The organism is Variovorax sp. Soil_C_33, from assembly GCF_057656935.1.
Genome location: NZ_JBDGJK010000001.1, coordinates 334,582 through 355,636, shown reverse-complemented (window position 1 = coordinate 355,636; position 21,055 = coordinate 334,582). Strand labels below are relative to the sequence as shown.

20 protein-coding genes are annotated in these 21,055 nt (G+C 68.8%); 11 read left to right on the top strand and 9 right to left on the bottom strand.

Features of this window, described 5'->3' with window-relative positions; genetic code table 11:
• Positions 1 to 97: 97 nt before the first annotated feature.
• The 4 genes from AC3A6B_RS01820 to AC3A6B_RS01805 all read right to left on the bottom strand — a co-directional run bounded on the left by AC3A6B_RS01820 (position 98) and on the right by AC3A6B_RS01805 (position 4,799).
• Positions 98 to 1,324 carry a M20 family metallopeptidase gene (locus AC3A6B_RS01820; protein ID WP_487835034.1) on the bottom strand — a complete coding sequence of 409 codons (1,227 nt, stop codon included), beginning with the start codon at positions 1,322 to 1,324 and terminating at the stop codon, positions 98 to 100.
• Positions 1,325 to 1,326: 2 nt separating this feature from the next.
• The gene (uraD, locus tag AC3A6B_RS01815) at positions 1,327 to 3,105 is read right to left on the bottom strand and encodes a 2-oxo-4-hydroxy-4-carboxy-5-ureidoimidazoline decarboxylase (RefSeq protein ID WP_487835033.1); all 1,779 of its coding nucleotides are present in this window, start codon (positions 3,103 to 3,105) and stop codon (positions 1,327 to 1,329) included.
• Position 3,106: 1 nt separating this feature from the next.
• Positions 3,107 to 4,060 carry an allantoinase PuuE gene (puuE, locus tag AC3A6B_RS01810; protein WP_487835032.1) on the bottom strand — a complete coding sequence of 318 codons (954 nt, stop codon included), beginning with the start codon at positions 4,058 to 4,060 and terminating at the stop codon, positions 3,107 to 3,109.
• A gap of 64 nt (positions 4,061 to 4,124) precedes the next feature.
• Positions 4,125 to 4,799, bottom strand: a complete 675-nt coding sequence (locus tag AC3A6B_RS01805) for a GntR family transcriptional regulator (RefSeq protein ID WP_487835031.1) — start codon at positions 4,797 to 4,799, stop codon at positions 4,125 to 4,127.
• A gap of 79 nt (positions 4,800 to 4,878) precedes the next feature.
• Here AC3A6B_RS01805 and uraH point away from each other — a divergent pair, with 79 nt between their 5' ends.
• Complete coding sequence (gene uraH / locus AC3A6B_RS01800) at positions 4,879 to 5,229, top strand: hydroxyisourate hydrolase (RefSeq protein ID WP_487835030.1); 351 nt, start codon at positions 4,879 to 4,881, stop codon at positions 5,227 to 5,229.
• A gap of 16 nt (positions 5,230 to 5,245) precedes the next feature.
• Here uraH and AC3A6B_RS01795 read toward each other — a convergent pair whose 3' ends face one another.
• Positions 5,246 to 5,767 carry a hypothetical protein gene (locus AC3A6B_RS01795; protein ID WP_487835029.1) on the bottom strand — a complete coding sequence of 174 codons (522 nt, stop codon included), beginning with the start codon at positions 5,765 to 5,767 and terminating at the stop codon, positions 5,246 to 5,248.
• A 53-nt stretch (positions 5,768 to 5,820) separates the two neighbouring features.
• On the opposite strand from AC3A6B_RS01795, the gene xdhC reads away from it, so the two are divergent.
• The 3 genes from xdhC to AC3A6B_RS01780 all read left to right on the top strand — a co-directional run bounded on the left by xdhC (position 5,821) and on the right by AC3A6B_RS01780 (position 9,370).
• The gene (xdhC, locus tag AC3A6B_RS01790; RefSeq protein WP_487835028.1) at positions 5,821 to 6,627 is read left to right on the top strand and encodes a xanthine dehydrogenase accessory protein XdhC; all 807 of its coding nucleotides are present in this window, start codon (positions 5,821 to 5,823) and stop codon (positions 6,625 to 6,627) included.
• A 172-nt stretch (positions 6,628 to 6,799) separates the two neighbouring features.
• Positions 6,800 to 8,005, top strand: coding sequence for a urate hydroxylase PuuD (locus AC3A6B_RS01785; RefSeq protein WP_487835027.1), 1,206 nt, complete (start codon positions 6,800 to 6,802; stop codon positions 8,003 to 8,005).
• Positions 8,006 to 8,041: 36 nt separating this feature from the next.
• On the top strand, positions 8,042 to 9,370 hold the full coding sequence (locus AC3A6B_RS01780) for a glycerate kinase type-2 family protein (RefSeq protein WP_487835026.1): 1,329 nt from the start codon (positions 8,042 to 8,044) through the stop codon (positions 9,368 to 9,370).
• Positions 9,371 to 9,413: 43 nt separating this feature from the next.
• Here AC3A6B_RS01780 and AC3A6B_RS01775 read toward each other — a convergent pair whose 3' ends face one another.
• Positions 9,414 to 9,725 carry a VanZ family protein gene (locus AC3A6B_RS01775; protein WP_487835025.1) on the bottom strand — a complete coding sequence of 104 codons (312 nt, stop codon included), beginning with the start codon at positions 9,723 to 9,725 and terminating at the stop codon, positions 9,414 to 9,416.
• 135 nt (positions 9,726 to 9,860) lie between these two features.
• Positions 9,861 to 10,523, bottom strand: a complete 663-nt coding sequence (locus AC3A6B_RS01770; RefSeq protein ID WP_487835024.1) for a TetR/AcrR family transcriptional regulator — start codon at positions 10,521 to 10,523, stop codon at positions 9,861 to 9,863.
• 142 nt (positions 10,524 to 10,665) lie between these two features.
• On the opposite strand from AC3A6B_RS01770, the gene AC3A6B_RS01765 reads away from it, so the two are divergent.
• The 5 genes from AC3A6B_RS01765 to AC3A6B_RS01745 are packed head-to-tail and all read left to right on the top strand — an operon-like array spanning position 10,666 to position 17,208.
• Entirely contained in the window at positions 10,666 to 11,694 is a 1,029-nt protein-coding gene (locus tag AC3A6B_RS01765) for an HlyD family secretion protein (RefSeq protein WP_487835023.1), read from the top strand.
• Entirely contained in the window at positions 11,694 to 13,454 is a 1,761-nt protein-coding gene (locus tag AC3A6B_RS01760; protein WP_487835022.1) for an ATP-binding cassette domain-containing protein, read from the top strand. The genes AC3A6B_RS01765 and AC3A6B_RS01760 overlap by 1 nt, the downstream gene beginning before the upstream one ends.
• Complete coding sequence (locus tag AC3A6B_RS01755; RefSeq protein WP_487835021.1) at positions 13,451 to 14,572, top strand: ABC transporter permease; 1,122 nt, start codon at positions 13,451 to 13,453, stop codon at positions 14,570 to 14,572. The genes AC3A6B_RS01760 and AC3A6B_RS01755 overlap by 4 nt, the downstream gene beginning before the upstream one ends.
• A gap of 10 nt (positions 14,573 to 14,582) precedes the next feature.
• Complete coding sequence (locus AC3A6B_RS01750; RefSeq protein WP_487835020.1) at positions 14,583 to 15,713, top strand: ABC transporter permease; 1,131 nt, start codon at positions 14,583 to 14,585, stop codon at positions 15,711 to 15,713.
• Between the two features lie 16 nt (positions 15,714 to 15,729).
• Positions 15,730 to 17,208: an efflux transporter outer membrane subunit gene (locus AC3A6B_RS01745; protein ID WP_487835019.1), complete on the top strand. Its 1,479-nt coding sequence runs from the start codon at positions 15,730 to 15,732 to the stop codon at positions 17,206 to 17,208.
• On the opposite strand, the gene AC3A6B_RS01740 is transcribed toward AC3A6B_RS01745, so the two are convergent.
• On the bottom strand, positions 17,205 to 17,897 hold the full coding sequence (locus AC3A6B_RS01740) for a winged helix-turn-helix transcriptional regulator (RefSeq protein WP_487835018.1): 693 nt from the start codon (positions 17,895 to 17,897) through the stop codon (positions 17,205 to 17,207). The genes AC3A6B_RS01745 and AC3A6B_RS01740 overlap by 4 nt on opposite strands.
• 109 nt (positions 17,898 to 18,006) lie before the next feature.
• Here AC3A6B_RS01740 and AC3A6B_RS01735 point away from each other — a divergent pair, with 109 nt between their 5' ends.
• On the top strand, positions 18,007 to 18,876 hold the full coding sequence (locus AC3A6B_RS01735; protein WP_487835017.1) for a class I SAM-dependent methyltransferase: 870 nt from the start codon (positions 18,007 to 18,009) through the stop codon (positions 18,874 to 18,876).
• On the opposite strand, the gene AC3A6B_RS01730 is transcribed toward AC3A6B_RS01735, so the two are convergent.
• Positions 18,873 to 19,775: a LysR family transcriptional regulator gene (locus tag AC3A6B_RS01730; RefSeq protein WP_487835016.1), complete on the bottom strand. Its 903-nt coding sequence runs from the start codon at positions 19,773 to 19,775 to the stop codon at positions 18,873 to 18,875. The two genes, AC3A6B_RS01735 and AC3A6B_RS01730, sit on opposite strands and share 4 nt — an antisense overlap.
• Positions 19,776 to 19,895: 120 nt before the next feature.
• Between AC3A6B_RS01730 and AC3A6B_RS01725 the strand changes: the two genes are divergently transcribed.
• The gene (locus tag AC3A6B_RS01725) at positions 19,896 to 21,053 is read left to right on the top strand and encodes a CaiB/BaiF CoA transferase family protein (protein ID WP_487835015.1); all 1,158 of its coding nucleotides are present in this window, start codon (positions 19,896 to 19,898) and stop codon (positions 21,051 to 21,053) included.
• Positions 21,054 to 21,055: the final 2 nt, after the last annotated feature.

Sequence of the window (21,055 nt, the reverse complement as noted above, 5' to 3'; positions counted from 1 at the left end):
GGCCGCCTGGAAATGCGGCTGCATTGCCGGCGGCTGCCAGATATACGCCGCCGTGCACGCATCGGATTCATGCGGGATGCCCCGCGCGCGCGCAGGCTCAGCTCAGCAGGTCGCTGAGCGTGCGCGCGATCACCTTGGTGGCGCGCCGCAGGTCTTCGAGCACCACGCGCTCGTCGTTGCGCTTGGCGTGCGACTCGAGCACCGTGCGCGGGCCCGCGCCGTAGATCACGCCCGGGATGCCGGCCTCGCCGTACAGGCGCACGTCGGTGTAGAGCGGCGTGCCCATGGCCTTGATCGGCTCGCCGAAGATTTCCTGGCCGTGCTTCTGGATCGCCTCGACCAGCGGCTTGTTGCCCGGCAGCGGCTTCATCGAATTGGCCAGCAGCAGGCGCTTGATCTCGACCGTGATGCCGGGCAGCGCCTCCGCGGCGTCGGCGATCAGCTTGCGGATCGTGGCCTCGACCTCGACCGGGTTCTCTTCCGGGATCATGCGGCGGTCCAGCTTGAAGACCACCTTGCCGGGCACGACGTTGGTGTTGGTGCCGCCCTCGATGCGGCCGACGTTGAGATAGGGGTGCGTGATGCCCTCGACCTTCGACGTCACCTGCTTGTAGAGCGTGTTCTGCGCATAGAGCGCGTTCAGGACCTGCACCGCGCCCTGCAGCGCGTCGACGCCGGAGGTCGGGATCGCGGCATGCGCCATCTTGCCGTGCACCGTGACTTCCATCTGCAGGCAGCCGTTGTGCGCCGTCACCACCTCGTAGCTGAAGCCGGCCGCAATCATCAGGTCGGGCCTGGTGAGGCCGTTCTTGAGCAGCCAGCCCGGGCCCAGGATGCCGCCGAACTCCTCGTCGTAGGTGAAGTGCAGCTCGACGCTGCCGCGCGCCGGCCTGGCCACCGCTTCGAGCGCGCGCAGCGCGAAGGTGAAGCTCGCGAAATCGCTCTTGCTGACCGCGGCGGCGCGGCCATAGAGGCTGCCGCCCTCGATCTCGCCGCCGTAGGGATCGTGCGTCCAGCCTTCGCCGGGCGGCACCACGTCGCCATGGGCGTTCAACGCCACGGTGCGGCCGTCGCTTCCGTACCTGCGCCGCACGATCAGGTTGGTGATCGATTCGAGGCCGTAATCCTTCACCTCCTGGTCTGGCACGGCATGCTTCTCGGCCTCGAAGCCGAAGTCCTTCAGCAGCTCGGCCGTGCGCTCGGCGTGCGGGGCGTTGTTGCCCGGGGGCGTGTCGGTGGGCACGCGCACCAGTTGCTGCAGGAACTGCACCTCCTCGTCGAAGTGGGCGTCGATCCAGGCGTCGAGTTTGTTGTAGTCGGTCATGGTCATTGGGTCTTTTCGGCGGCCAGATTGTCTAGGAGCAGCTGAAAGGCTTCGACCGCCAGCTGCATGTCGTCGTTGGTGCTCGATTCGAGCGGGTTGTGGCTGATGCCGGAGTTGATGCCGCGCACGAAGAGCATGGCCTGCGGCATCACCTCGTGCAGCTTCATCGCGTCGTGGCCGGCGCCGCTGGGCATGCGGAAAAGCGGCACGCCGAGCGTGTCGACCGCCTTCTCCCAGCGCTGCTGCCATTCGGGCGCGCTCGGCGCGGCCGAGGCCCGCATGCTTTCTTCCAGCGTGTAGCGCACGCCGCGGCGCTCGCAGATGGCCTCGAGCTCGGCCAGCACATCGGCGGTCAGCGCGTCGCGCTGCGGGTTGTTGGGCGCGCGCATGTCCAGGCTGAACTTGCAGCGACCCGGCACCACGTTGATCGAGCCGCTCGGCACCTCGAGCATGCCGACGGTGGCGACCGAGTCGCCGTCCTTCGCGGCGCGCTGCTCGGCGAAGAGGATCAGCTCGGCCACCGCGGCGGCGGCATCGCGGCGGCGGTTCATCGGCGTGGTGCCGGCGTGGCTGGCCATGCCGATCACTTCGCCGACGTAGCGCACGCCGCCGTTGATCGAGGTCACGATGCCGAGCGGGATGTCGAGCTCGTTGAGCACCGGGCCCTGCTCGATGTGCACTTCGACGAAGCCGAGGTACCTGGCCGGATCGCGCTGCAGCCCGGGGATGTCTTCTTCCTTGAGGCCGGCGATATGCCGCGCCTCGCGCATGGTGATGCCGTCGGCGTCCTTCTGGTCCAGCCACTTGGGATCGAAGTGGCCGATCAGCGCGCCCGAGCCGAGGAAGGTGGCCTTGTAGCGCTGGCCTTCCTCTTCGGCGAAGCCGACGACTTCGAAAGCGAAGGGCAGGCGGCGGTTCTGGCGCTTGAGCTCGCGCACGCAGGCCATCGGCACGAAGATACCGAGCCGCCCGTCGTACTTGCCACCGTTGCGCACGGTGTCGTAGTGCGAGCCGGTGAGCAGCGTCTTCGCGCCCGGCGTGGCGGCTTCGTAGCGGCCGACCACGTTGCCGACCGCGTCGATCTCCACGCTGTCGAAGCCGGCCTCGCGCATCCAGCCCGCAATCTGCTGCGCGCACGCGCGGTGGGCTTCGGTGAGGTAGGTCACGGTGAGCTGGCCTTTTTCGGCGTAGCCCGGATCGGTGTGCACCGAGAGCTGTTCCTGCCAGTCCCACACGTCGTTGCCGAGGGCGGGTTCGACGCCGAACTTGTCGTCGAGCCGGATCTCCGCGATGCGGTGGATGTTGCGCAGCGCCTCGCCCAGCTCGAAGCCCGGATGGTTGTGCAGCCGGCGCTCGAAGGTGTCGATGATCTCGCGTTTGGAGAGGCCCGTGCCGCGCGGTCCGCGCACCGCGAGGATGAAGGGAAAGCCGAACTTCGCGTTGTAGTCGGCGTTGAGCTGCTGGATCTTCGCGAACTCCTCGGGCGTGCAGTCGGTCAGGCCGGCCTTGCCCTGCTCGTGCGTGGACTCGGCGGTCAGCGTCTTGCTGACCATGGCCTTGCCCGCGAGCTCGGGGTGGGCGCGGATCAGGCCCAGCTGTTCGTCGGCCGAGGCCTTGGCGACCGCCTGCACCAGCGCATGCTTGAGGTGCGCGAGCGAGCGGAAGGGCCGGGCGCCGGCCGCGCGCTTCGCGATCCACGGCGAATGCTCGTAGGTGCCGTCGAGCAGGGCGGTGAACTCCTCGGGCGAGGCGGCATTCAGTTGTTCGATGCTCAGGGCCATGTCAGGCTCCCTTCGTGTCGGAATAAGGATGGGTGGCTCTCCAGTGGCGCGCGATGTCGAGGCGGCGGCAGACCCACACGCGCTCGTGCTTCCCGATGTGGTCGAGGAAGCGCTGCAGCGCGGTGATGCGGCCCGGGCGCCCGAGCAGGCGGCAGTGCATGCCGATGCTCATCATCTTGGGGGCCTCTTCGCCTTCGGCGTAGAGCGCGTCGAAGCTGTCCTTCATGTACTGGAAGAAGGGGTCGGCGTGCGAGTAGCCCTGCGGCAATGCGAAGCGCATGTCGTTGCAGTCCAGCGTGTAGGGCACGATGAGCTGCGGCACCACGCTGCCGTCGGTCTTCTGCACCTTCATCCAGAAGGGCAGGTCGTCGCCGTAGTAGTCGCTGTCGTATTCGAAGCCGCCGTAGTCCGCCACCAGGCGGCGCGTGCGCGGGCTGTCGCGGCCGGTGTACCAGCCGAGCGCGCGCTCGCCGGTGAGCTTCTCGATCGCGGCCATGCCCAGGCGCATGTGCTCGCGCTCGGTGGCCTCGTCGAGGTTCTGGTAGTGGATCCAGCGCCAGCCGTGGCAGGCGATCTCGTGGCCCAGTTCCTTGAAGGCGGCCGCGACTTCCGGGTAGCGCTCGAGCGCCATGCCGACGCCGAACACGGTGAGCGGCAGGCCGCGCTTCTCGAACTCGCGCAGGATGCGCCAGACGCCCGCGCGCGAGCCGTATTCGTAGATGCCTTCCATGCTGATGTGCCGGTCCGGGAAGCTCGCCGGGTTGAACATCTCGGAGAGGAATTGCTCGGAACCCGTGTCGCCGTGCAGCACGCAATTCTCGCCGCCTTCCTCGTAGTTGAGGACGAACTGCACCGCGATGCGCGCGCGGCCGGGCCATTGCGCATGGGGCGGGTTGCGGCCGTAGCCGGCCAGGTCGCGCGGGTAGGGCAGGGTGGTGTCGTAGATGATGCTCATTAAATAACCTCCGCGCTTCGCGCTCCGGTATTCGCCTTGGGAACGGCCCTGCGGCTCATGGTCTTCAGGCGAGGGCGAGACTGATGTCGTGAGTCGGGACCTTGCGGTCGAAAACCAGGTTGGCCTCGACGTTCAGCAGGTGCTCGGTCATGAGCTGCACCGCGCGCTCCTCGTCCTTGGCGGCCAGTGCCTTCACGATGTCGGCGTGCTCGTCGTTCGAGTGTTCGGCCGCGCTCGCGCTCTGGTACATCAGCGTGATCAGGGCGCAGCGCGAGATCAGCTCGCCCAGGATCTGCGCCAGCACCGCGTTGCCCATGAGCTCCGCCATGCGCACGTGGAAGTCGCCGAGCAGCTCGGTGCGGCCCGAAACGTCTTCGCCCGAGACCGCGGCTTTCTCCAGCGCCACGTGCTCCCTGAGCGCCTTGATCTTGGCCGGTGTCACGCTGCGCACGAAGGCGCGCGTCATCTCGGCTTCGAGCATGCGGCGCACCGCGAAGACCTGCTTGGCCTCGTCGACCGCCGGCGCGGCGACGAAGGCGCCGCGCGCGGGCTCGAGCCGGATCAGCTTGTTCTGCGACAGCTGGAACAGCGCCTGGCGCACCAGCGTGCGCGAGACACCGAAGTGGTCGGCCAGCTTCTGCTCGGCCAGCTTGCTGCCGGGCTGCAGCCGGTGTTCCACAATGGCCTTGGTGAGTGCGTCGACGATGGCGCGGGTGGTGGTCGAGTCCATGTTTTTCATGATAGACCCAAAGCCTAAAACTGTATACACTTTTGTCGACCGGAATTTCCCGAATGGAATGCCTTGAAGGAGCACAACCATGGGCTTGAGCACCCACGTACTGGACACCATGCACGGCGGCCCTGCGGCCGGGATGGAGGTTGCGCTGTACACCACCGAGGGCGAGCAGGCGACGCTCGTCAAGCGCTTCACGCTCAATGCCGACGGCCGCAGCGATGCGCCGCTCTACGACAACAGCACGCTGAAGGTCGGCACCTACCGGTTGGTGTTCGACGTGGCGGGGTACTTCAAGGCCAGGGGCGTGAAGCTGCCCGAGCCCAACTTCCTCAATCGCGTGTCGCTGGATTTCGGCGTGGCCCACACCGACCAGCACTATCACGTGCCGCTGCTGGTGAGCCCGTGGAGCTACTCCACCTACCGGGGATCTTGAATGTTGCCAGTCAGCCTCAGTGTTGCGACTGACCCTCGGTGAGCGTATCGAGCTGGAAATGCCCTCCCTTGTCCCACAGCCAGGTGTCGGTCCAGACCAGCTTGCCGATGCGGCTCGCGGCCGGGTAGGGCGAGGCTTCGAGCACGGTGCGCTCGATCTCGGCGATCACTTCGGGCGCGTGCTTGGGCGCGCGCATCCAGTTCATCGAGACCACCTTGCCGTTGGCGTCGAGGCTGACCTGCAGCGTACCCACGGCATAGAGCAGCGGCGGCAGCTTGCCGCTGTAGATGCGCGCGCCGTTGCGCGCATAGATGTGGCGCGCGGCATCCTGGCGGTATTCGCGGGCATTGGCGGCGTTCGAGGGCCGGGGCATCGCTTTGGCCGTCTGACCATCGGGAACGGCGCGGCTCAACTGGCCGGGCACGGTCGAGGTGATCGGCGCCGTGGGGCCGGGCGTGCCGCAGCCGGCCAGGCCGAGTACGGTCGTGAGGGCGGCCGCGAGGGCGCGGCGCAGCGGCGTGAAGAGTTGCAGGTCCATCGGTGGATTTATACCTTGCGCACAAGGCGCTCCCACTACAGAGGGTATCGCGCATGAACGGCATGGTCGACGAACTGCTCGCACGGCTCGCGCGCGAAGAGGGCGTGCTGGTGCGCGTCGAGAAGACGCAGGGCTCGGCGCCGCGCGAGGCCGGCACCTGGATGGCGGTCTGGGCCGAGGGGCTCACGGCCACCATCGGCGGCGGCCAGCTGGAGTTCCAGGCCATCGAGGAAGCGCGCGCCTGGCTGGCCGGCGGCCCGGCCATCGAAGGCGTGCGGCGTTATCCGCTGGGCCCGAGCCTGGGCCAGTGCTGCGGCGGCGTGGTGTTCCTCTCGTTCCGCCGCATCGCGGCATCGGACGCGAAGGCGCTGCAGGGCGAGCTCCTCGCGCACCTGGAGCCGGTGGCGCTCTTCGGCGGCGGCCACGTGGGGGCCGCGCTGGCGCGGCTGCTGTCGACGCTGCCCTTCACCGTGCGCTGGATCGACAGCCGCGACGGCGTGTTCCCCGAGGCGCTGCCGGCGCAGATCGAAACCGAGCATTCGGAGCCGGTGCAGGACGCGGTGGCGCAGCTCGCGCCGGGTTCGCGGGTGCTGATCATGAGTTTCAGCCATGCCGAGGACCTCGACATCGTGATCGCCTGCCTGAAGCGCCTGCGCGCACGCAACGACCTGCCTTACGTCGGCCTGATCGGCAGCAAGACCAAGTGGGCGACCTTCAGCCACCGGCTGGAGGCAAGGGGCTTCACGGCCGAGGAGCTGGCGCGCATCACCTGCCCGATCGGCGTGCCGGGCATCTCCGGCAAGGAGCCGGAAGTCATTGCCGTGGCGGTGGCGGCACAGTTGTTGCAATCGCTGAGCTAGGGTTTTCCAGCACGTCCGTGTGGCAGAAAACTCTCGAATACAAGCCCAAAAGTGTATACACTTCAGTCCACAGGCCGCAGCGGAGCGAGACCCCCACGAGGGTCTGCGTTCGCGGCACTCTCTCTGCTTACAGCGCCCGCAGTGGTGAGCAGGCCAATGCAAGGTTGAGCACATGGAAAGCTACTACCTCGACTGGGCCAATCTGCTGCTGCGCTGGGTCCACGTCATCACTGCCATCGCGTGGATCGGCGCGTCCTTCTACTTCGTGATGCTGGACAACAGCCTCGAGAAGCCGCAGGACCCCGAGTCCCTGGACAAGGGCGTCGGCGGCGAGCAGTGGGCGGTGCACGGCGGCGGCTTCTACAACATGCAGAAGTACGCGCTGGCGCCGAAGAAGCTGCCGGACCACCTGCACTGGTCGTACTGGGAGAGCTACTCGACCTGGATCACCGGCTTCGCGCTCTTCACGATGTCCTACCTGTGGAACGCGAGCACCTACCTGATCGACAAGTCCAAGATGGACTGGCAGCCGGGCGCCGCGATCGCGGTGGCGCTGGCCTTCTTCGTCGTCTTCTGGATGGTCTACGACGGCATCTGCCAGCTTTTCGGCCGGCGCAAGAACGGCGACACCATCGTCGGCGTGCTGGTCGCGCTCTTCATCGTCTTCGCGACCTGGCTGGCCTGCCAGTGGTTCGCGGGCCGCGCGGCCTTCCTGCTGGTCGGCGCGATGATGGCCACGACCATGAGCGGCAACGTGTTCTTCTGGATCATTCCGGGCCAGCGCAAGAACGTGGCGGCGCTGCGTGCCGGGCTGCCGGTGGATCCGATCCACGGCGAGCGCGGCAAGCAGCGCAGCGTGCACAACACCTACTTCACGCTGCCGGTGCTGTTCGCGATGCTGAGCAATCACTACAGCTTCACCTACACGCACAAGTACAACTGGATCGTGCTGCTGCTGATCATGCTCGGCGGCGCGGCGATCCGGCAGTTCTTCGTCGTGCGGCACCGCTTCAAGCTCGGCAACGCGGGCAATCCGCTGCCCTATGCGATGGTCGGCGTCGTGGTGCTGGGCCTTTCCATCGTCTGGATGCGGCCCGAGCCCGCGGCCGCGCCGGTGGCCGGCGCCGCGGCGCCGAAGGTGGCCTTCGGCGACGTCAAGAAGGTGCTGGAGCAGCGCTGCTACATGTGCCACGGTGCGCAGGTGCAGATGAAGAACGTGCGCCTCGACACGCCCGACCAGGTGGCGGCGCATGCGCAGGGCGTCTACCAGCAGGTGGTGGTCACGAAGATCATGCCGATGAACAACTCGACCGGCATCACCGACGCAGAGCGCGCCTTGATCGGCAAGTGGTTCGAAGGCGGCGCAAAAACGAACTAGGGCACCGTGGACAATCGGGCCTGGAGACTGAAGCCAATGAACCCATCGAATCCGGTACCCGATCCGCACGCCGCGCCGCGCGACTTCCTCGAACATCTCTACCGCGTCGCGGTCGAACGGGCGCTGCCTCTCGCCAGCATGGCCCCCTACCTGCCCCAGCCCCCCAAGGGCCGCACGCTGGTGCTCGGCGCCGGCAAGGCCGGCGGCTCGATGGCGCAGGCGCTCGAGGCGCTGTGGCCGGCCGACGCGAAGCTCGAGGGCCTGGTCGTCACGCGCTACCACCACATTCCACCCCGCCCCGAAGGGCTGACGAAGCGCATCGAGATCGTCGAAGCCGCGCATCCGGTGCCCGACGAGGCCGGGCTCAAGGCCGCCGAGCGCATGCTCGCCCTGACCGAAGGGCTCACGGCCGACGACCTGGTGCTATGCCTGATCTCGGGCGGCGGCTCGGCCCTGCTCACGCTGCCGGCCGAGGGCCTCACGCTGGCCGACAAGCAGCGCATCAACAAGCAGCTGCTCGAATCGGGCGCTCACATCGGCGAGATGAACTGCGTGCGCAAGCATCTCTCGCGCATCAAGGGCGGCCGCCTCGCCGCGGCCTGCGCACCGGCGCAAGTGGTCACGCTGACCATCAGCGACGTGCCGGGCGACGATCCGGCCGTGATCGCGAGCGGGCCGACGGTGCCCGATGCCACGACCTGCGCCGACGCGCTGGCCATCCTCGACCGCTACGGCATCGCGGTGCCGGCCGCCGTGCGTGCGCAGCTCGAAAGCGGCGCGCTCGAAACGCCCAAGCCGGCCGATGCGGTATTCAAGGGCCATGCCACGCACCTGATCGCGACGCCGCAGCAATCGCTCGAAGCCGCGGCCGCCGCGGCGCGCGCGGCCGGCATCGAGGCGTACATCCTGAGCGACGAGATGGAAGGCGAGTCGCGCGAAGTCGGCAAGGTGCACGGCGCGCTGGCGCGCGCGGTGGCGCTGCGCGGTGCGCCCTTCGCGAAGCCCTGCGTGATTCTTTCGGGCGGCGAAACCACGGTCACGATCCGGCCGCGCCAGCCGGGCCAGGCCAAGGGCCGCGGCGGCCGGGCCGGCGAGTTCTGCCTCGGCCTCGCGGGCGCGCTGGCAGGGCAGAAGAATGTGTGGGCCCTGGCGGCGGACACCGACGGCATCGACGGGGTGGAGGACAACGCCGGCGCCTTCGTCACCCCCGACTCGCTGGCGCGCGCCGAGGCCACAGGCCGCAAGCTCGCCGACCACCTGGACCGCAACGACGCCTACGGCTACTTCGATGCGATCGGCGACCTGTGCGTGACGGGGCCGACGCATACCAACGTCAACGACTTCCGGGCCTTGCTGGTGCTGTGAGGCCTCTTCCCCCGGTCGACCCCACTGCGCCGGGATTGAAACGCTAACGCGCTTGCCGTCGAGACATCCAAAGAGCCAGAAGCCTGGCGAGGACTGCGCCCAATGCCAGCCCGGCGCCATCGGCGAACAGGTCGCCGAACTCTGCATAGCGGCTGGGGGTAAACGACTGCAGCACCTCGATCAGCCCACCATACGCCAGCAACCCGGCCAACGCGAAGACAGTGCGCCCGGGCCACGCCCAGTGCGAGAGAACCGCGAGCGCCGCGAAACCCAGCGCGTGGTTGCTCTTGTCCCAGCCTGTGGTGGGCATGCTCGGCGACGGGGGCATCAGGGAGAGCACCAGAATCGTCAGCATGCACAAGGCAAGCGCCCAGCGCCATGGCGCTACCCGCATACAGCCCTCAAGACGACATCAGGAATCCGTTGAATGCGCATCTGTTTCATGTTCGCGAAGCGTAAGGCATGCGCTCGACCTGAGTTGAAATCGGCACTAGGCGCGTGAAGCGCGCGCGGGCTTGCGGTGCGCGCCCGCGAGCGCATCCAGCCCGGCGAACATGTAGCGCATCAGGTCCTCGAGCAGCCCCTCGCTGTCCTTCGCGATCGCCGGCAGCACCTTGCTGGGTATCTCCTTCGGCGCGACCAGCATCACGATGCAGGGCAGCACCGAGAAGACGAGGGCGCGCTGCACCGCGGGATGGTCCGGCGGCAGTTCCAGGATCTCCGAGATCAGGCCCAGCAGCAACTTCGCCTTGGGCTTGACCGCCTTCTCCACCAGCGCAGGCGCCAGCGGCCCCGGCGACATGATCTCGCGCAGCACGACGCGAAAGCCCCAGGGCGCGGCCGCGCGCGAAGAGGGTGCCAGCATGTGCGCGAGCAGTGCGCGCAGCTTCTGCCGCGGGTCGCCGAGCGAGCGCGTCATCTCGATCAGCTCGTCCACGCTCACGATCTGGCGATGCGCCTCGACCAGCACCTCCTCGTACAAGGCCTCGCGGCTGCCGAAGTGGTAGTTGACCGAGGCCATCGGCGTGCCCGCGCGTTCGCAGATCTCCTTGCTGGTGGCATCGGCATAGCCGCGCTCGGCGAACACCCGGCCCGCGGTTTCGAGCAGGTGCGACCGGGTGGCGGCGCCGTCGGGGCGCGGTGCGCGCCGCACAGGCGCGGCTAAAACTTTCTTTTTCGCGGTGGTTGGCATAAGACTGCAGCAAAGGCGGAATTAGTTTGAATTGGAATTCAAATTCGTTATCATCCAGTCTACTTCATCGACGACGCACCGGCCGGAAAGCAAGAGCAAAGCCATGAGCAAGAAACCCCTCATCGTTGGCGCCATCGTCCTGCTGGCGGCCGTCGTTTCGGCCGCCTGGTACTTCAACCGCAAGCCCGCCGACCGCGACACGCTGGTGCTCTACGGCAACGTCGACGTGCGCCAGGTCTCGCTGGCCTTCAATGGCAGCGAGCGCATTGGCAGGCTCGAGGTGCAGGAGGGCGACCATGTGAAAGCCGGCCAGGTGCTGGGCACGCTGGACACGCGCACGCTCGAACTGCGCGCGGCCCAGGCGCAGGCGCAGATCGGCGTGCAGCAGCAGGCGCTGCAGCGCCTGAAGACCGGCAGCCGCCCCGAGGAAGTGGCGCAGGCGCGCGCCGGCGTGTCCGCCGCCCAGGCCGATGCCGAGCTGGCCCGCCAGCAGCTCGATCGGCTGCAGGGCATCCGCCAGACCACGGCCGGCCGCGCGGTCAGCCAGCAGGATCTCGACAGCGCGCAGGCGCGCCGCAAGGTGGCCGAGGCGCAACTCGAGAACGCGCGCAAGGCGCAGCAGTTGGTCGTGACCGGGCCGCGCAAGGAAGACATCGCGCAGGCCCAGGCCCAGCTCGAGGTGGCGCGCGCCGAGCTCGCGCTGCTGCAACACCAGTTGAGCCAGGCCGAGCTCAAGGCCCCCATCGATGCCGTGGTGCGCGCGCGCCTGATGGAGCCGGGCGACATGGCCTCGCCGCAGCGCCCGGTGTTCACGCTCGCCATCACCGACCCCAAGTGGGTGCGCGCCTATGTGACGGAAGCCGACCTCGGGCGCATCAAGCCCGGCATGGCGGGTACGCTCACGACCGACAGCCACCCGAACCAGCCGCTCGCCGGCAAGGTGGGCTACATCTCTTCGGTGGCCGAGTTCACGCCCAAGACCGTGCAGACCGAGGAGCTCCGCAGCAGCCTGGTGTACGAGATCCGAGTGCTGGCAGACGACAAGGAAGACCGGCTCCGGCTGGGCATGCCGGTCACGGTCCGGCTGTCGCTCGACGGCGCCAAGCTCGCGGCGGCCGGAGGCGCGCGCTGATGAACGCCGCCGCGCCGGCGCTCGCCGGCCAGGGCCTCCACAAGGGCTTCGAAGTCAAGGGCTCCAAGCTGCTGGTGCAGGCCCTCGGCGACGTGTCGCTGCAGGTTCCCGCCGGCAGGCTTTGCGCGCTGGTCGGCCCCGACGGCGCGGGCAAGACCACGCTGCTGCGCCTCGCGGCCGGGCTGCTGCGCGCCGACCAAGGCACGCTGCAGGTGCTGGGCATCGACGTGGCGGCCGATCCGCAGGCCGTGCAGGACCGCATCAGCTACATGCCGCAGCGCTTCGGGCTCTACGAAGACCTGAGCGTGCAGGAGAACCTCGACCTCTATGCCGACCTGCACGGCGTGCCGAAGAATGTGCGGCGCGAGCGCTATGCGCGGCTGATGGAGATGACCGACCTGGGCCGCTTCACCGCGCGCCCGGCGGGCAAGCTCTCCGGTGGCATGAAGCAGAAGCTGGGCCTGGCCTGCACGCTGGTGCGCTCGCCCGAGCTGCTGCTGCTCGACGAGCCCACGGTGGGCGTCGATCCGCTCTCGCGGCGCGAGCTCTGGGAGATCGTGCGGCAGCTGGTCGACGACGAGCGGCTGTCCGTGATCGTCAGCACCGCCTACCTCGACGAAGCCGAACGCTGTGCGCAGGTCTTCGTGATGCACGAAGGCCGGCTGATCGCGCAGGGCGCGCCACGGCAGATCCGCGACAACGCGCGCGATCTGTGCTTCATTGCCAGGCCGCCCGAGGGCGTGCCGGCGCGCACGCTGCAGGCGAAGCTCCTGGATGCGCCGGCCGTGATCGTCGATGCCGTGCCGCAAGGCGGCGAGGTGCGCTTCATCCGCCGGCCCGATGCCGACGCCCAGGCGCTGGCCGCGCTCTTCGACGGCGCGCCGGTCGAGCCGGTGGCGGCGCGCCTGGAAGACGGCTTCATGGTGCTGCTGCGCGCGAAGCAAAAGAAGGAGAAGCAAAGCGGCACTGCCGCAGCGCCGCCGCAGGTCGCAAGCGTTGCCGTCGCGGGCGAGCCCGACGAAGTCGTGATCGAGGTGAAGGACCTGGTGCGCAAGTTCGGCGACTTCACCGCCGTCGCCAGCACCAGCTTCGACGTGCGGCGCGGCGAGATCTTCGGCCTGCTCGGCCCCAACGGCGCCGGCAAGACCACCACCTTCCGCATGCTCTGCGGCCTGCTGCCCGCGACCAGCGGCTTCCTGCAGGTGGCGGGTGTCAATCTGCGCCATGCGCGCGCGCAGGCGCGCAGCCGCATCGGCTACGTCTCGCAGAAGTTCGCGCTCTACGGCAACCTTACCGTCGCCGAGAACCTCGAATTCTTCGGCGGCGCCTACGGCCTGCGCGGGCAGCGCCTGCGGGATCGCATGCAGACCGTGCTGCAGCAGTTCGACCTGCTGGGCCAGGAGAAGGCCGCGAGCGGCCTCTTGCCCGGCGGCTTCAAGCAGCGCCTGGCCATGGCCGCCGGCCTCTTGCACGAGCCGGAGATCCTGTTTCTCGACGAGCCCACCAGCGGCACCGATCCGCTGGCACGGCGCGAGTTCTGGCGCCGCATCACCGCGCTGTCCGAAGCCGGCGTGACGGTCATCATCACCACCCACTTCATGGAAGAGGCCGAGTACTGCGACCGCATCGTGATCCAGGACGCCGGCAAGCTGCTGGCCATCGGCACGCCGCAGCAGGTGCGGGTGCAGGCGGGGAGCGCGCCGGACATGGAAGAGGCTTTCATCGGCATCGTTACCCAGTCACGCGAGGCCCGAGCATGAGTGGCTTCCGGCGCCGGCTCATGGCCCTCACGCGCAAGGAAACGCGGCAGCTCGTGCGCGACCCGAGCAGCATCGCCATCGGCATCCTGCTGCCGATCATCCTGATCCTGATCTTCGGCTACGGCCTCTCGCTCGACGTCAAGAACGCGCCGCTCGCGGTGGTGATGGAGGACAGCTCGCCCACGGCTGCCGATGCAGTGGCCGGGCTGCAGCTCACGCCTTACATCTCGCCCGTGATGCTGGGCTCGATGCGCGAGGCCGATCTGCTGATGCGCGAGCGCAAGGTCGACGGCATCGTGCGCGTGCCCGGCGATTTCTCGCGCCGGCTCGCGGCCGGCGACGCGCGCATCCAGGTCATCGTGCACGGCGCCGATGCCGGCCGCGCCAGCATCGTGCTGCGCTACGCCACGGCTGCGCTGGGGCAGAACGCGCAGCGGCAGGCCGACCGCGGACAAGCCGGCAACGGCATCGGCGCGGTCAGCATCGAGCAGCGCATGTGGTTCAACAGCGCCAACACCAGCACCTGGTACCTGGTGCCGGGGCTGATCGTGCTGATCATGACCCTGGTCGGCGCCTTCCTCACGGCGCTGGTAATGGCGCGCGAATGGGAGCGCGGCACGCTGGAGGCGCTGTTCGTCACGCCGGTGCGGCCGGTCGAGATCCTGCTGGCGAAGATCATTCCCTACTTCGGCATCGGGATGGTCGGGCTCGCGCTGTGCCTGGTCGCCGCGCGCTTCCTGTTCGAGGTGCCGATGGTCGGCTCGCTCGCGCTCGTGATCCTCGCCGCCATGCTCTACATGCTGGTGGCGGTCGGCATCGGGCTGGTCATCTCCTCGGTCACGCGCAACCAGTTCCTGGCCAGCCAGGTCGCGCTGCTCGCGAGCTTCCTGCCCTCGCTGATGCTGTCGGGCTTTCTCTTCGACCTGCGCAACGTGCCGGCGGCGGTTCGCATCGTGGGCCAGGCGCTGCCGGCCACCTACTTCATGGAGCTGATCCGCACGCTGTTCCTGGCCGGCGACGTCTGGCCGCTGGTGCTGCGCAACTGCGCGATCCTGATCGTCTATGCGGTGCTGCTGCTCGGCCTGACGCGCTTCGTCACGCGCAAGAAACTCGACTGAAGGCTTCGCCATGCACGGTTCATTCGTCGCGCTGCTGCTTCGCATCGCCAACCTCTGCCGCAAGGAGTTCCTGGCGATCCTGAAGGACCCGTCCAGCCGCGCCATCCTGGTGGTGCCGGCGCTGATGCAGAGCCTGCTGTTCGGCTACGCCGCCACCTACGACCTCCGCAACGTCGACTACGCGCTGCTCGACCAGAGCAGGAGCGGCGCCTCGACGGCGCTGGTCGCCAAGCTCGACGGCACCGGCGTGTTCCGCCGCGCCGCGACGCTCGCCACCCAGGCCGACATCGCACGCGTGATCGATGCGCAGCAGGCGCTGCTGGTGCTCCAGATCGGCCCGCAGTTCGAAGAGCAGCTGCGCGCGGGCGAGAGCGCGCCGATCCAGCTCGTCATCGATGCCCGCAACTCGAACACGGCCGGTTCCGCCGGCGGCTACATCGCCTCCGTGGTGGCGGACTTCAACGACGAGTGGCGACTGCAGCACGGCGGCGCGAAGGCGCCGGTGACCATCGCCTCGCGCGCCTGGTACAACCCGAACCTCGAGACGCGCTGGAACCTGATGCCCGGCATGATCGCCGCGCTCAGCATGCTGCAGACGCTGCTGCTGACGGCCTTGTCGGTGGCGCGCGAACGCGAGCAGGGCACCTTCGACCAGCTGCTCGTCACGCCACTGTCGCCGATGGAGATCATGGTCGGGAAGGCGGTGCCGCCGGTGCTGATCGGGCTGCTGCAGTCCACCATCGTGCTCCTGGTCACGCTCTTATGGTTCAAGGTGCCGATGGCCGGCTCCTTCGTCACGCTCTACGCCGGCCTCGCCTGCTTCACCATCGCGAGCGTGGGCATCGGCCTGTCGATCTCCGCGGTGTCGGCCAGCATGCAGCAGGCCATGCTCTACACCTTCGTGCTGATCATGCCGCTGATGCTGCTGTCGGGACTGACGACGCCGGTCAGCAACATGCCGCAAGCGCTGCAGATCGCGACCCTGGCCAATCCGCTGCGCTTCGCGATCGACCTGGTGCAGCGCGTCTACCTCGAGGGCGTGGGCCTCCTGACCGTCTGGCACAACCTCATCCCGCTCGTCGTGATTGCGGTCATCACGCTGCCGCTCGCCGCCTGGCTTTTCCGCAACCGCCTTGTTTGAAGAAAGGGGACACGACATGAAGATCTCCCATCGCCTCCTCCGTGCCTTGCCGATGTTCGCCGCGCTGGTGCTGGCCGGCTGCGCCGTCGGTCCCGATTTCAAGGCGCCGACGCCCGAGGCGCCGGCCGACTTCTCGGCCTGGCATGGCGGCTCGCCCGAGCTGCTCGATCCGCAGCTTCGAGGCACCGCGAGCGCACCGATCGGCTGGTCGGTCTTCGCCGACCCGGTGCTCGACGCGCTGCAGGCCAGGGCGCTCGCGGCCAACCACGATGTGCAGACGGCGGCGCTGCGCTTCGCGCAAAGCCGAACGCAAAGACAGGCGGCCGAGGCCCAGCGCGGCCCGCAGCTCAACGCCAGCGCCGCGGCGACGCGCCAGCGCCAGAGCGAATTCGGTTCCGGCACGCGCCTGGTCGATGCGCTCAATCCTTCGAACCGCGAGGAGCTGATCGGCGTGCTGAGCGAGCCGCACAATCTCTACCAGGCCGGCTTCGATGCGGCCTGGGAGCTCGATCTGTGGGGCCGCGTGCGGCGCTCGATCGAGTCTGCCGACGCCAACCTCGCGGCCTCGCAGGCGATGCTGGCGCAGGTGCAGCTCAGCGTGCAGTCCGAGCTGGCGCGCAACTACTTCGAGCTGCGCACCGCGCAGCGCCAGCTGCGCATCGCGCGTGCCGACGTCGCCGCTGCCGAGGAGACGCTCGAGCTGGTCAAGGCGCGCGCCGACGGCGGCCTCACCACCGACCTCGACGTCACGCGCCAGCGCGCGCAGGCAGCCGATCTGCGCGCGCGGCTGCCGCAGCTGCTGGCGCAGGAAGCGCAGGCCATCAACCAGATCACGCTGCTGGCCGGCGAGCGCCCCGGCGCGCTGCAGGCGCACCTGGCGGAGCGTGCCGAGGCGCCCGCGAGCGCATTGCCCGATCTCTCGCCCGGCCTGCCTTCGGACGCGGCGCTGCGCCGGCCCGACATCCAGCGCGCGCAGGCGCAACTGCATGCGGCCACCGCCAGCATCGGCGTTGCCGTCGCCGACCTGTATCCGCGCATCACGCTGGGCGCGAACTTCGGCTTCGAATCGGTCGGAAGCCGCAGCTTCGGCGAATGGGGCAGCCGGCAGTGGTCGGTCGGCCCGAGCCTGCAGCTGCCGATCTTCGACGGCGGGCGGCGCCGCAGCACGGTGACCTTGCGCGAGCTGCAGCAGCAGGAAGCGGCAGTCGCGTGGCAGCAGACGGTGCTGAGGGCCTGGCACGAGATCGACGATGCCTTGAGCGCCTACACGGCAGACCGGCAGCGTCACCTGCAACTGGTGGAGAAGGAGCGCCACAGCCGCGACGCCTGGGAACTGGCGCGCGTGCGCTACGACAACGGGCTGACCGACTTCCTGGTCCAGCTCGACGCCCAGCGCACACTGCTGCAGGCGCAGCGCGACCAGGTGGCCAGCAGCGGACGGCTGGCGCTGGACCTCGTGATGCTGACCAAGGCCCTCGGCGGGACAGCACACTAGGTCTTCAGGGCGGCCTCGCGCGTCTCGGCAAAAGCGCTGCGGCCCAGCCAGCGCCACAGGTCGCGCGCATCGCGCGCGGTGCCCGTGACGCGCAACCGGCGTTCGCGGATCAGCGCGTCGGCATCGCGGTCGCCGGTCCAGACTTCGGTCAGTGCCAGCACCGTCGATTCGACGATCAGCGTCGCGTCCTCGCCGGGATCGTCGCGGCACAGGTCGGCGCTGCCCTTGTCCACCACCAGCCACCAGCGGCGCTCGCCTTCGGCCGCATCGGTGAAGCGGAAGTGGACGACGATGCAGCGCCCGCGCGGGCATTCGTCGAGCCGCACGAAGCGGCGGATGTCCCACATCAGGAAGCCGGCATCGAGCTGGCCGCGCTTCAGGCGGCTGCCGATCCAGCGTGCACCCCAGTGGCCCAGCGCCATCACGATCGGCCGCAACTCCTCGCCGGCGCCGGTGAGGTGGTACTCCGCCGACACGCCCGCGCCCTGCACGCGCTTGACGACGCCGACCTCTTCGAGCTTGCGCAGCCGCTGCGCGAGCAGCGAGCCCGACATGCGCGGAACGCCGCGGCGAATGTCGTTGAAGCGGGTGCTGCCGCACATCAGCTCGCGCACGACCAAGGGCGTCCAGCGCTCGCAGAGCACCTCGGCGCCGCGCGCGACGGTGCAGAACTGGCCATAGTCGATCATGGAGCGAATCTATTCCTGTCGAGCCTTCAAGACCAGTTCAATTTCTGGACTGGCGCACAGGACCGCGCGCAACGATGCTTGATGCACCTCTTTCTTCTGGAGACGCACCATGAGCACCGTTCTGCAGCCGGCATTCGATGCCGCCGCCTTCAAGACCACGACCCGCGCGCAGTGGCAGGCCGCTGCGGAGGCCTGGCACCGCTGGGGACCCTTCCTCGGCGACTGGCTCGGCGAGGCGACGGAGACCATGTTCGACCTGGTCCGCATCGGCCCGGGCTCCCGGGTGCTCGACGTTGCCGCGGGCGCCGGCGAACAGTCGATCTCGGCGGCGCGGCGCGTGGGCGAAAGCGGCCATGTGCTCGCCACCGACATTGCGCCCGCCTTGCTCGAACGCGCAGCCGCGGACGCCCGGGCAGCCGGCCTCTCCAACGTCGAAACGCGCGAGCTCGACGGCGAGGCGCTCGACGCGCTGCCCGCCGGCTCCTTCGACGCCGCGATCAGCCGCGTCGGCCTGATCTACTTTCCCGACCAGCAGCGCGCGCTCGCGGGCATGTGCCGCGCGTTACGGCCGGGCGGGCGGGTGGCAGCCATCGTCTACTCGACGCCGGATCGCAATGCCTTCTTCTCGATCCCGGTGAAGATCATCCGCGAGCGCGCCAAGCTGCCGCCGCCGCTGCCCGGCCAGCCCGGGCCATTTTCGCTCGGCGCCGAAGGCGTGCTCGAAGCCGCCTTCGCCAAGGCGGGCCTGCGCGACATCGAAGTGCGCAAGGTGCCGTCGCCGGTCAAGCTGCCGAGCGCGGCGGAATGCGTGCGCTTCGAGCGCGAGTCCTTCGGTGCGCTGCACCAGATGATGGTGGCCTTGAACGAAGCGGAGCGGGCGCAGGCCTGGCAGGCCATCGAGGAGGCCTTGCGCGCCTTCGAAACCGGCGACGGTTTCGTCGGGCCGTGCGAGATGCTGGTGGGCGCGGGGACGGTCTAGGCGCGCAGGTGGCGGACCAGCAGGTCCGCCGCCGGCGACAAGGTCTCGCCGGTCTTGGTCGCCATCAAAAGCCGACGCACGGCCCACGCGTCCTTGAGCCGCACCACCCGCAGGTCGAGCGCGATCACCTGCGCCTTGCAGGCCGCCAGCGGCACCACGCCGATGCCGAGGTTGGCCGCGATCATGTGGCACATGGCGTCGAAGCTGCGCACCTGCACGCGCAGGCGCATCGGGATGCCGGCCTGCTCGGCGGCGCGCGAGGTCAGTTCCAGCAATGAGCTGCTGCGGTTCAGGCCGACGAATTCGTGCGCGAGGCAGGTCTTGAAGTCGGCGCGCCGCGTGCGCGCCAGCGGATGCTGCCTGGCGCACAGCACCACCAGCTCGTCGGTCTGGAAGGGCGCCACGTCCAGGCCGTAGGTGGGCGTGTTCTCGGCGAACACGCCGACGTCCGCGAGGCCGTCGACCAGCGCGCGGACGATGTCGCCGCTCAGCTGCTCCTCGACCTCGACGCGGATGTCGGGATGGCGTTCGAGGAAGGTCGCGAGCGCCGCCGGCAGGAACTCGGTGAGCGCCGACATGTTGGCCCACAGCCGCACGTGGCCGCGCACGCCGCTCGAATAGTCCTTGAGCTCGGTGCTGAACTGCTCGAAGCCCTGGAACAGCCGCATCGCATGCTGCATCGCGACGTGGCCGGCCGGCGTCAGCGCAATGCCCTGCGGGCTGCGGTCGAGCAGCTTCGAGCCGGTGGCGTTCTCGAAATCCGACAGGCGCCGGCTGGCGGCCGACAAGGCCAGGTGGCAGGCCTCGGCGCCCTTGGTGATGCTGCCCGACTGGGCCACCGCGCAGAAAAGGCGCAGCGTGACGAAGTCGACGCGGGCCGGGTTGATGGTGCTGGCCATCGGGACATTCTAGGCCGGGGCTTCGCGTTTCGCGAAGGGGTGCTGCGGACATGGCAATTCCGCAAACCGCGATGCTTTTCTACAGTGCAGCCATCGAACCGAAAGAGAGACAAGCAAGCCATGAATGCACTCGAAGGCCTCAAGGTCCTGGAGCTCGGCCAGCTCATCGCCGGGCCCTTCGCCGGCAAGACATTGGCCGAATTCGGCGCCGACGTGATCAAGGTCGAGCCGGCCGGCGTCGGCGATCCGCTGCGCAAATGGCGCATGCTACGCGACGGCAGCTCGGTGTGGTGGGAGGTGCAGTCGCGCAACAAGCGCTCGGTCTGCCTCGACCTGCGCAGCGTCGAGGGGCAGGAAGCGGCCCGCGCTCTCGCGCTCGAAGCCGACGTGCTGATCGAGAACTTCAAGCCTGGCACGCTGGAGGGCTGGGGCCTCGGCTGGGAGCAGCTGCATGCGCTCAATCCGCGCCTCATCATGCTGCGCATCTCCGGCTACGGCCAGACCGGCCCCTACCGCGACAAGCCCGGCTTCGGCGTGCTCGGCGAATCGATGGGCGGGCTGCGCTACCTCAGCGGCGAACCGGGCCGCGTGCCGGTGCGCGTGGGCATCTCGCTGGGCGACACGCTCGCGGCGCTGCATGGCGTGATCGGCGTGCTGACCGCGCTGCATCACCGCACCGCGCACGGCGGCAAGGGCCAGTTCATCGACGTGGCGCTCTACGAGTCGGTCTTCAACGTGATGGAAAGCCTGCTGCCCGAGTACGACGCCTTCGGTGCCGTGCGCGAACGCGCCGGCAGCGCGCTGCCCGGCATCGCGCCCACCAATGCCTACCGCTGCAACGACGGCCACTACGTGCTGGTGGCCGGCAACGGCGACAGCATCTTCCGCCGCCTGATGCGCGCCATCGGCCGGCCGGACCTCGAGGAAGACCCGGCCCTGCGCCACAACGACGGCCGCGTGCTGCAGGCCGAAATGCTTGATGCAGCGATCGAGGCCTGGACGCGCCAGCGCAGCCGCGACGAGGCGCTCGCCGCGCTCGATGCGGCCGGCGTGCCGGTCGGCCGCATCTACTCGGTGGCCGACATCGCGACCGATCCGCAGTACCTGGCGCGCGAGATGATCGTCGAGGCCCCCACCTCCGACGGCCGCACGCTCAAGGTGCCGGGCGTGGTGCCCAAGCTCAGCGCCACGCCGGGCCGCATCGCGCACCCTGCGCCGCAGCTGGGCGAGCACGACGATGACTTGCGCTCGGGCGGCTGGCCCGCGCGTTCACGCTGAAG

What these genes read in the sequence shown, in the direction of transcription:
- AC3A6B_RS01780 (WP_487835026.1), top strand. Translation starts at nt 8,042, where the DNA reads ATGAACCCATCGAATCCGGTACCCGATCCGCACGCCGCGCCGCGCGAC.
- AC3A6B_RS01735 (WP_487835017.1), top strand. Translation starts at nt 18,007, where the DNA reads ATGAGCACCGTTCTGCAGCCGGCATTCGATGCCGCCGCCTTCAAGACC.
- xdhC (WP_487835028.1), top strand. Translation starts at nt 5,821, where the DNA reads ATGAACGGCATGGTCGACGAACTGCTCGCACGGCTCGCGCGCGAAGAG.
- AC3A6B_RS01795 (WP_487835029.1), bottom strand. Translation starts at nt 5,767, where the DNA reads ATGGACCTGCAACTCTTCACGCCGCTGCGCCGCGCCCTCGCGGCCGCC.
- puuE (WP_487835032.1), bottom strand. Translation starts at nt 4,060, where the DNA reads ATGAGCATCATCTACGACACCACCCTGCCCTACCCGCGCGACCTGGCC.
- AC3A6B_RS01760 (WP_487835022.1), top strand. Translation starts at nt 11,694, where the DNA reads ATGAACGCCGCCGCGCCGGCGCTCGCCGGCCAGGGCCTCCACAAGGGC.
- AC3A6B_RS01820 (WP_487835034.1), bottom strand. Translation starts at nt 1,324, where the DNA reads ATGACCGACTACAACAAACTCGACGCCTGGATCGACGCCCACTTCGAC.
- uraD (WP_487835033.1), bottom strand. Translation starts at nt 3,105, where the DNA reads ATGGCCCTGAGCATCGAACAACTGAATGCCGCCTCGCCCGAGGAGTTC.
- AC3A6B_RS01750 (WP_487835020.1), top strand. Translation starts at nt 14,583, where the DNA reads ATGCACGGTTCATTCGTCGCGCTGCTGCTTCGCATCGCCAACCTCTGC.
- AC3A6B_RS01785 (WP_487835027.1), top strand. Translation starts at nt 6,800, where the DNA reads ATGGAAAGCTACTACCTCGACTGGGCCAATCTGCTGCTGCGCTGGGTC.
- uraH (WP_487835030.1), top strand. Translation starts at nt 4,879, where the DNA reads ATGGGCTTGAGCACCCACGTACTGGACACCATGCACGGCGGCCCTGCG.
- AC3A6B_RS01730 (WP_487835016.1), bottom strand. Translation starts at nt 19,775, where the DNA reads ATGGCCAGCACCATCAACCCGGCCCGCGTCGACTTCGTCACGCTGCGC.
- AC3A6B_RS01725 (WP_487835015.1), top strand. Translation starts at nt 19,896, where the DNA reads ATGAATGCACTCGAAGGCCTCAAGGTCCTGGAGCTCGGCCAGCTCATC.
- AC3A6B_RS01745 (WP_487835019.1), top strand. Translation starts at nt 15,730, where the DNA reads ATGAAGATCTCCCATCGCCTCCTCCGTGCCTTGCCGATGTTCGCCGCG.
- AC3A6B_RS01740 (WP_487835018.1), bottom strand. Translation starts at nt 17,897, where the DNA reads ATGATCGACTATGGCCAGTTCTGCACCGTCGCGCGCGGCGCCGAGGTG.
- AC3A6B_RS01765 (WP_487835023.1), top strand. Translation starts at nt 10,666, where the DNA reads ATGAGCAAGAAACCCCTCATCGTTGGCGCCATCGTCCTGCTGGCGGCC.
- AC3A6B_RS01755 (WP_487835021.1), top strand. Translation starts at nt 13,451, where the DNA reads ATGAGTGGCTTCCGGCGCCGGCTCATGGCCCTCACGCGCAAGGAAACG.
- AC3A6B_RS01775 (WP_487835025.1), bottom strand. Translation starts at nt 9,725, where the DNA reads ATGCTGACGATTCTGGTGCTCTCCCTGATGCCCCCGTCGCCGAGCATG.
- AC3A6B_RS01805 (WP_487835031.1), bottom strand. Translation starts at nt 4,799, where the DNA reads ATGAAAAACATGGACTCGACCACCACCCGCGCCATCGTCGACGCACTC.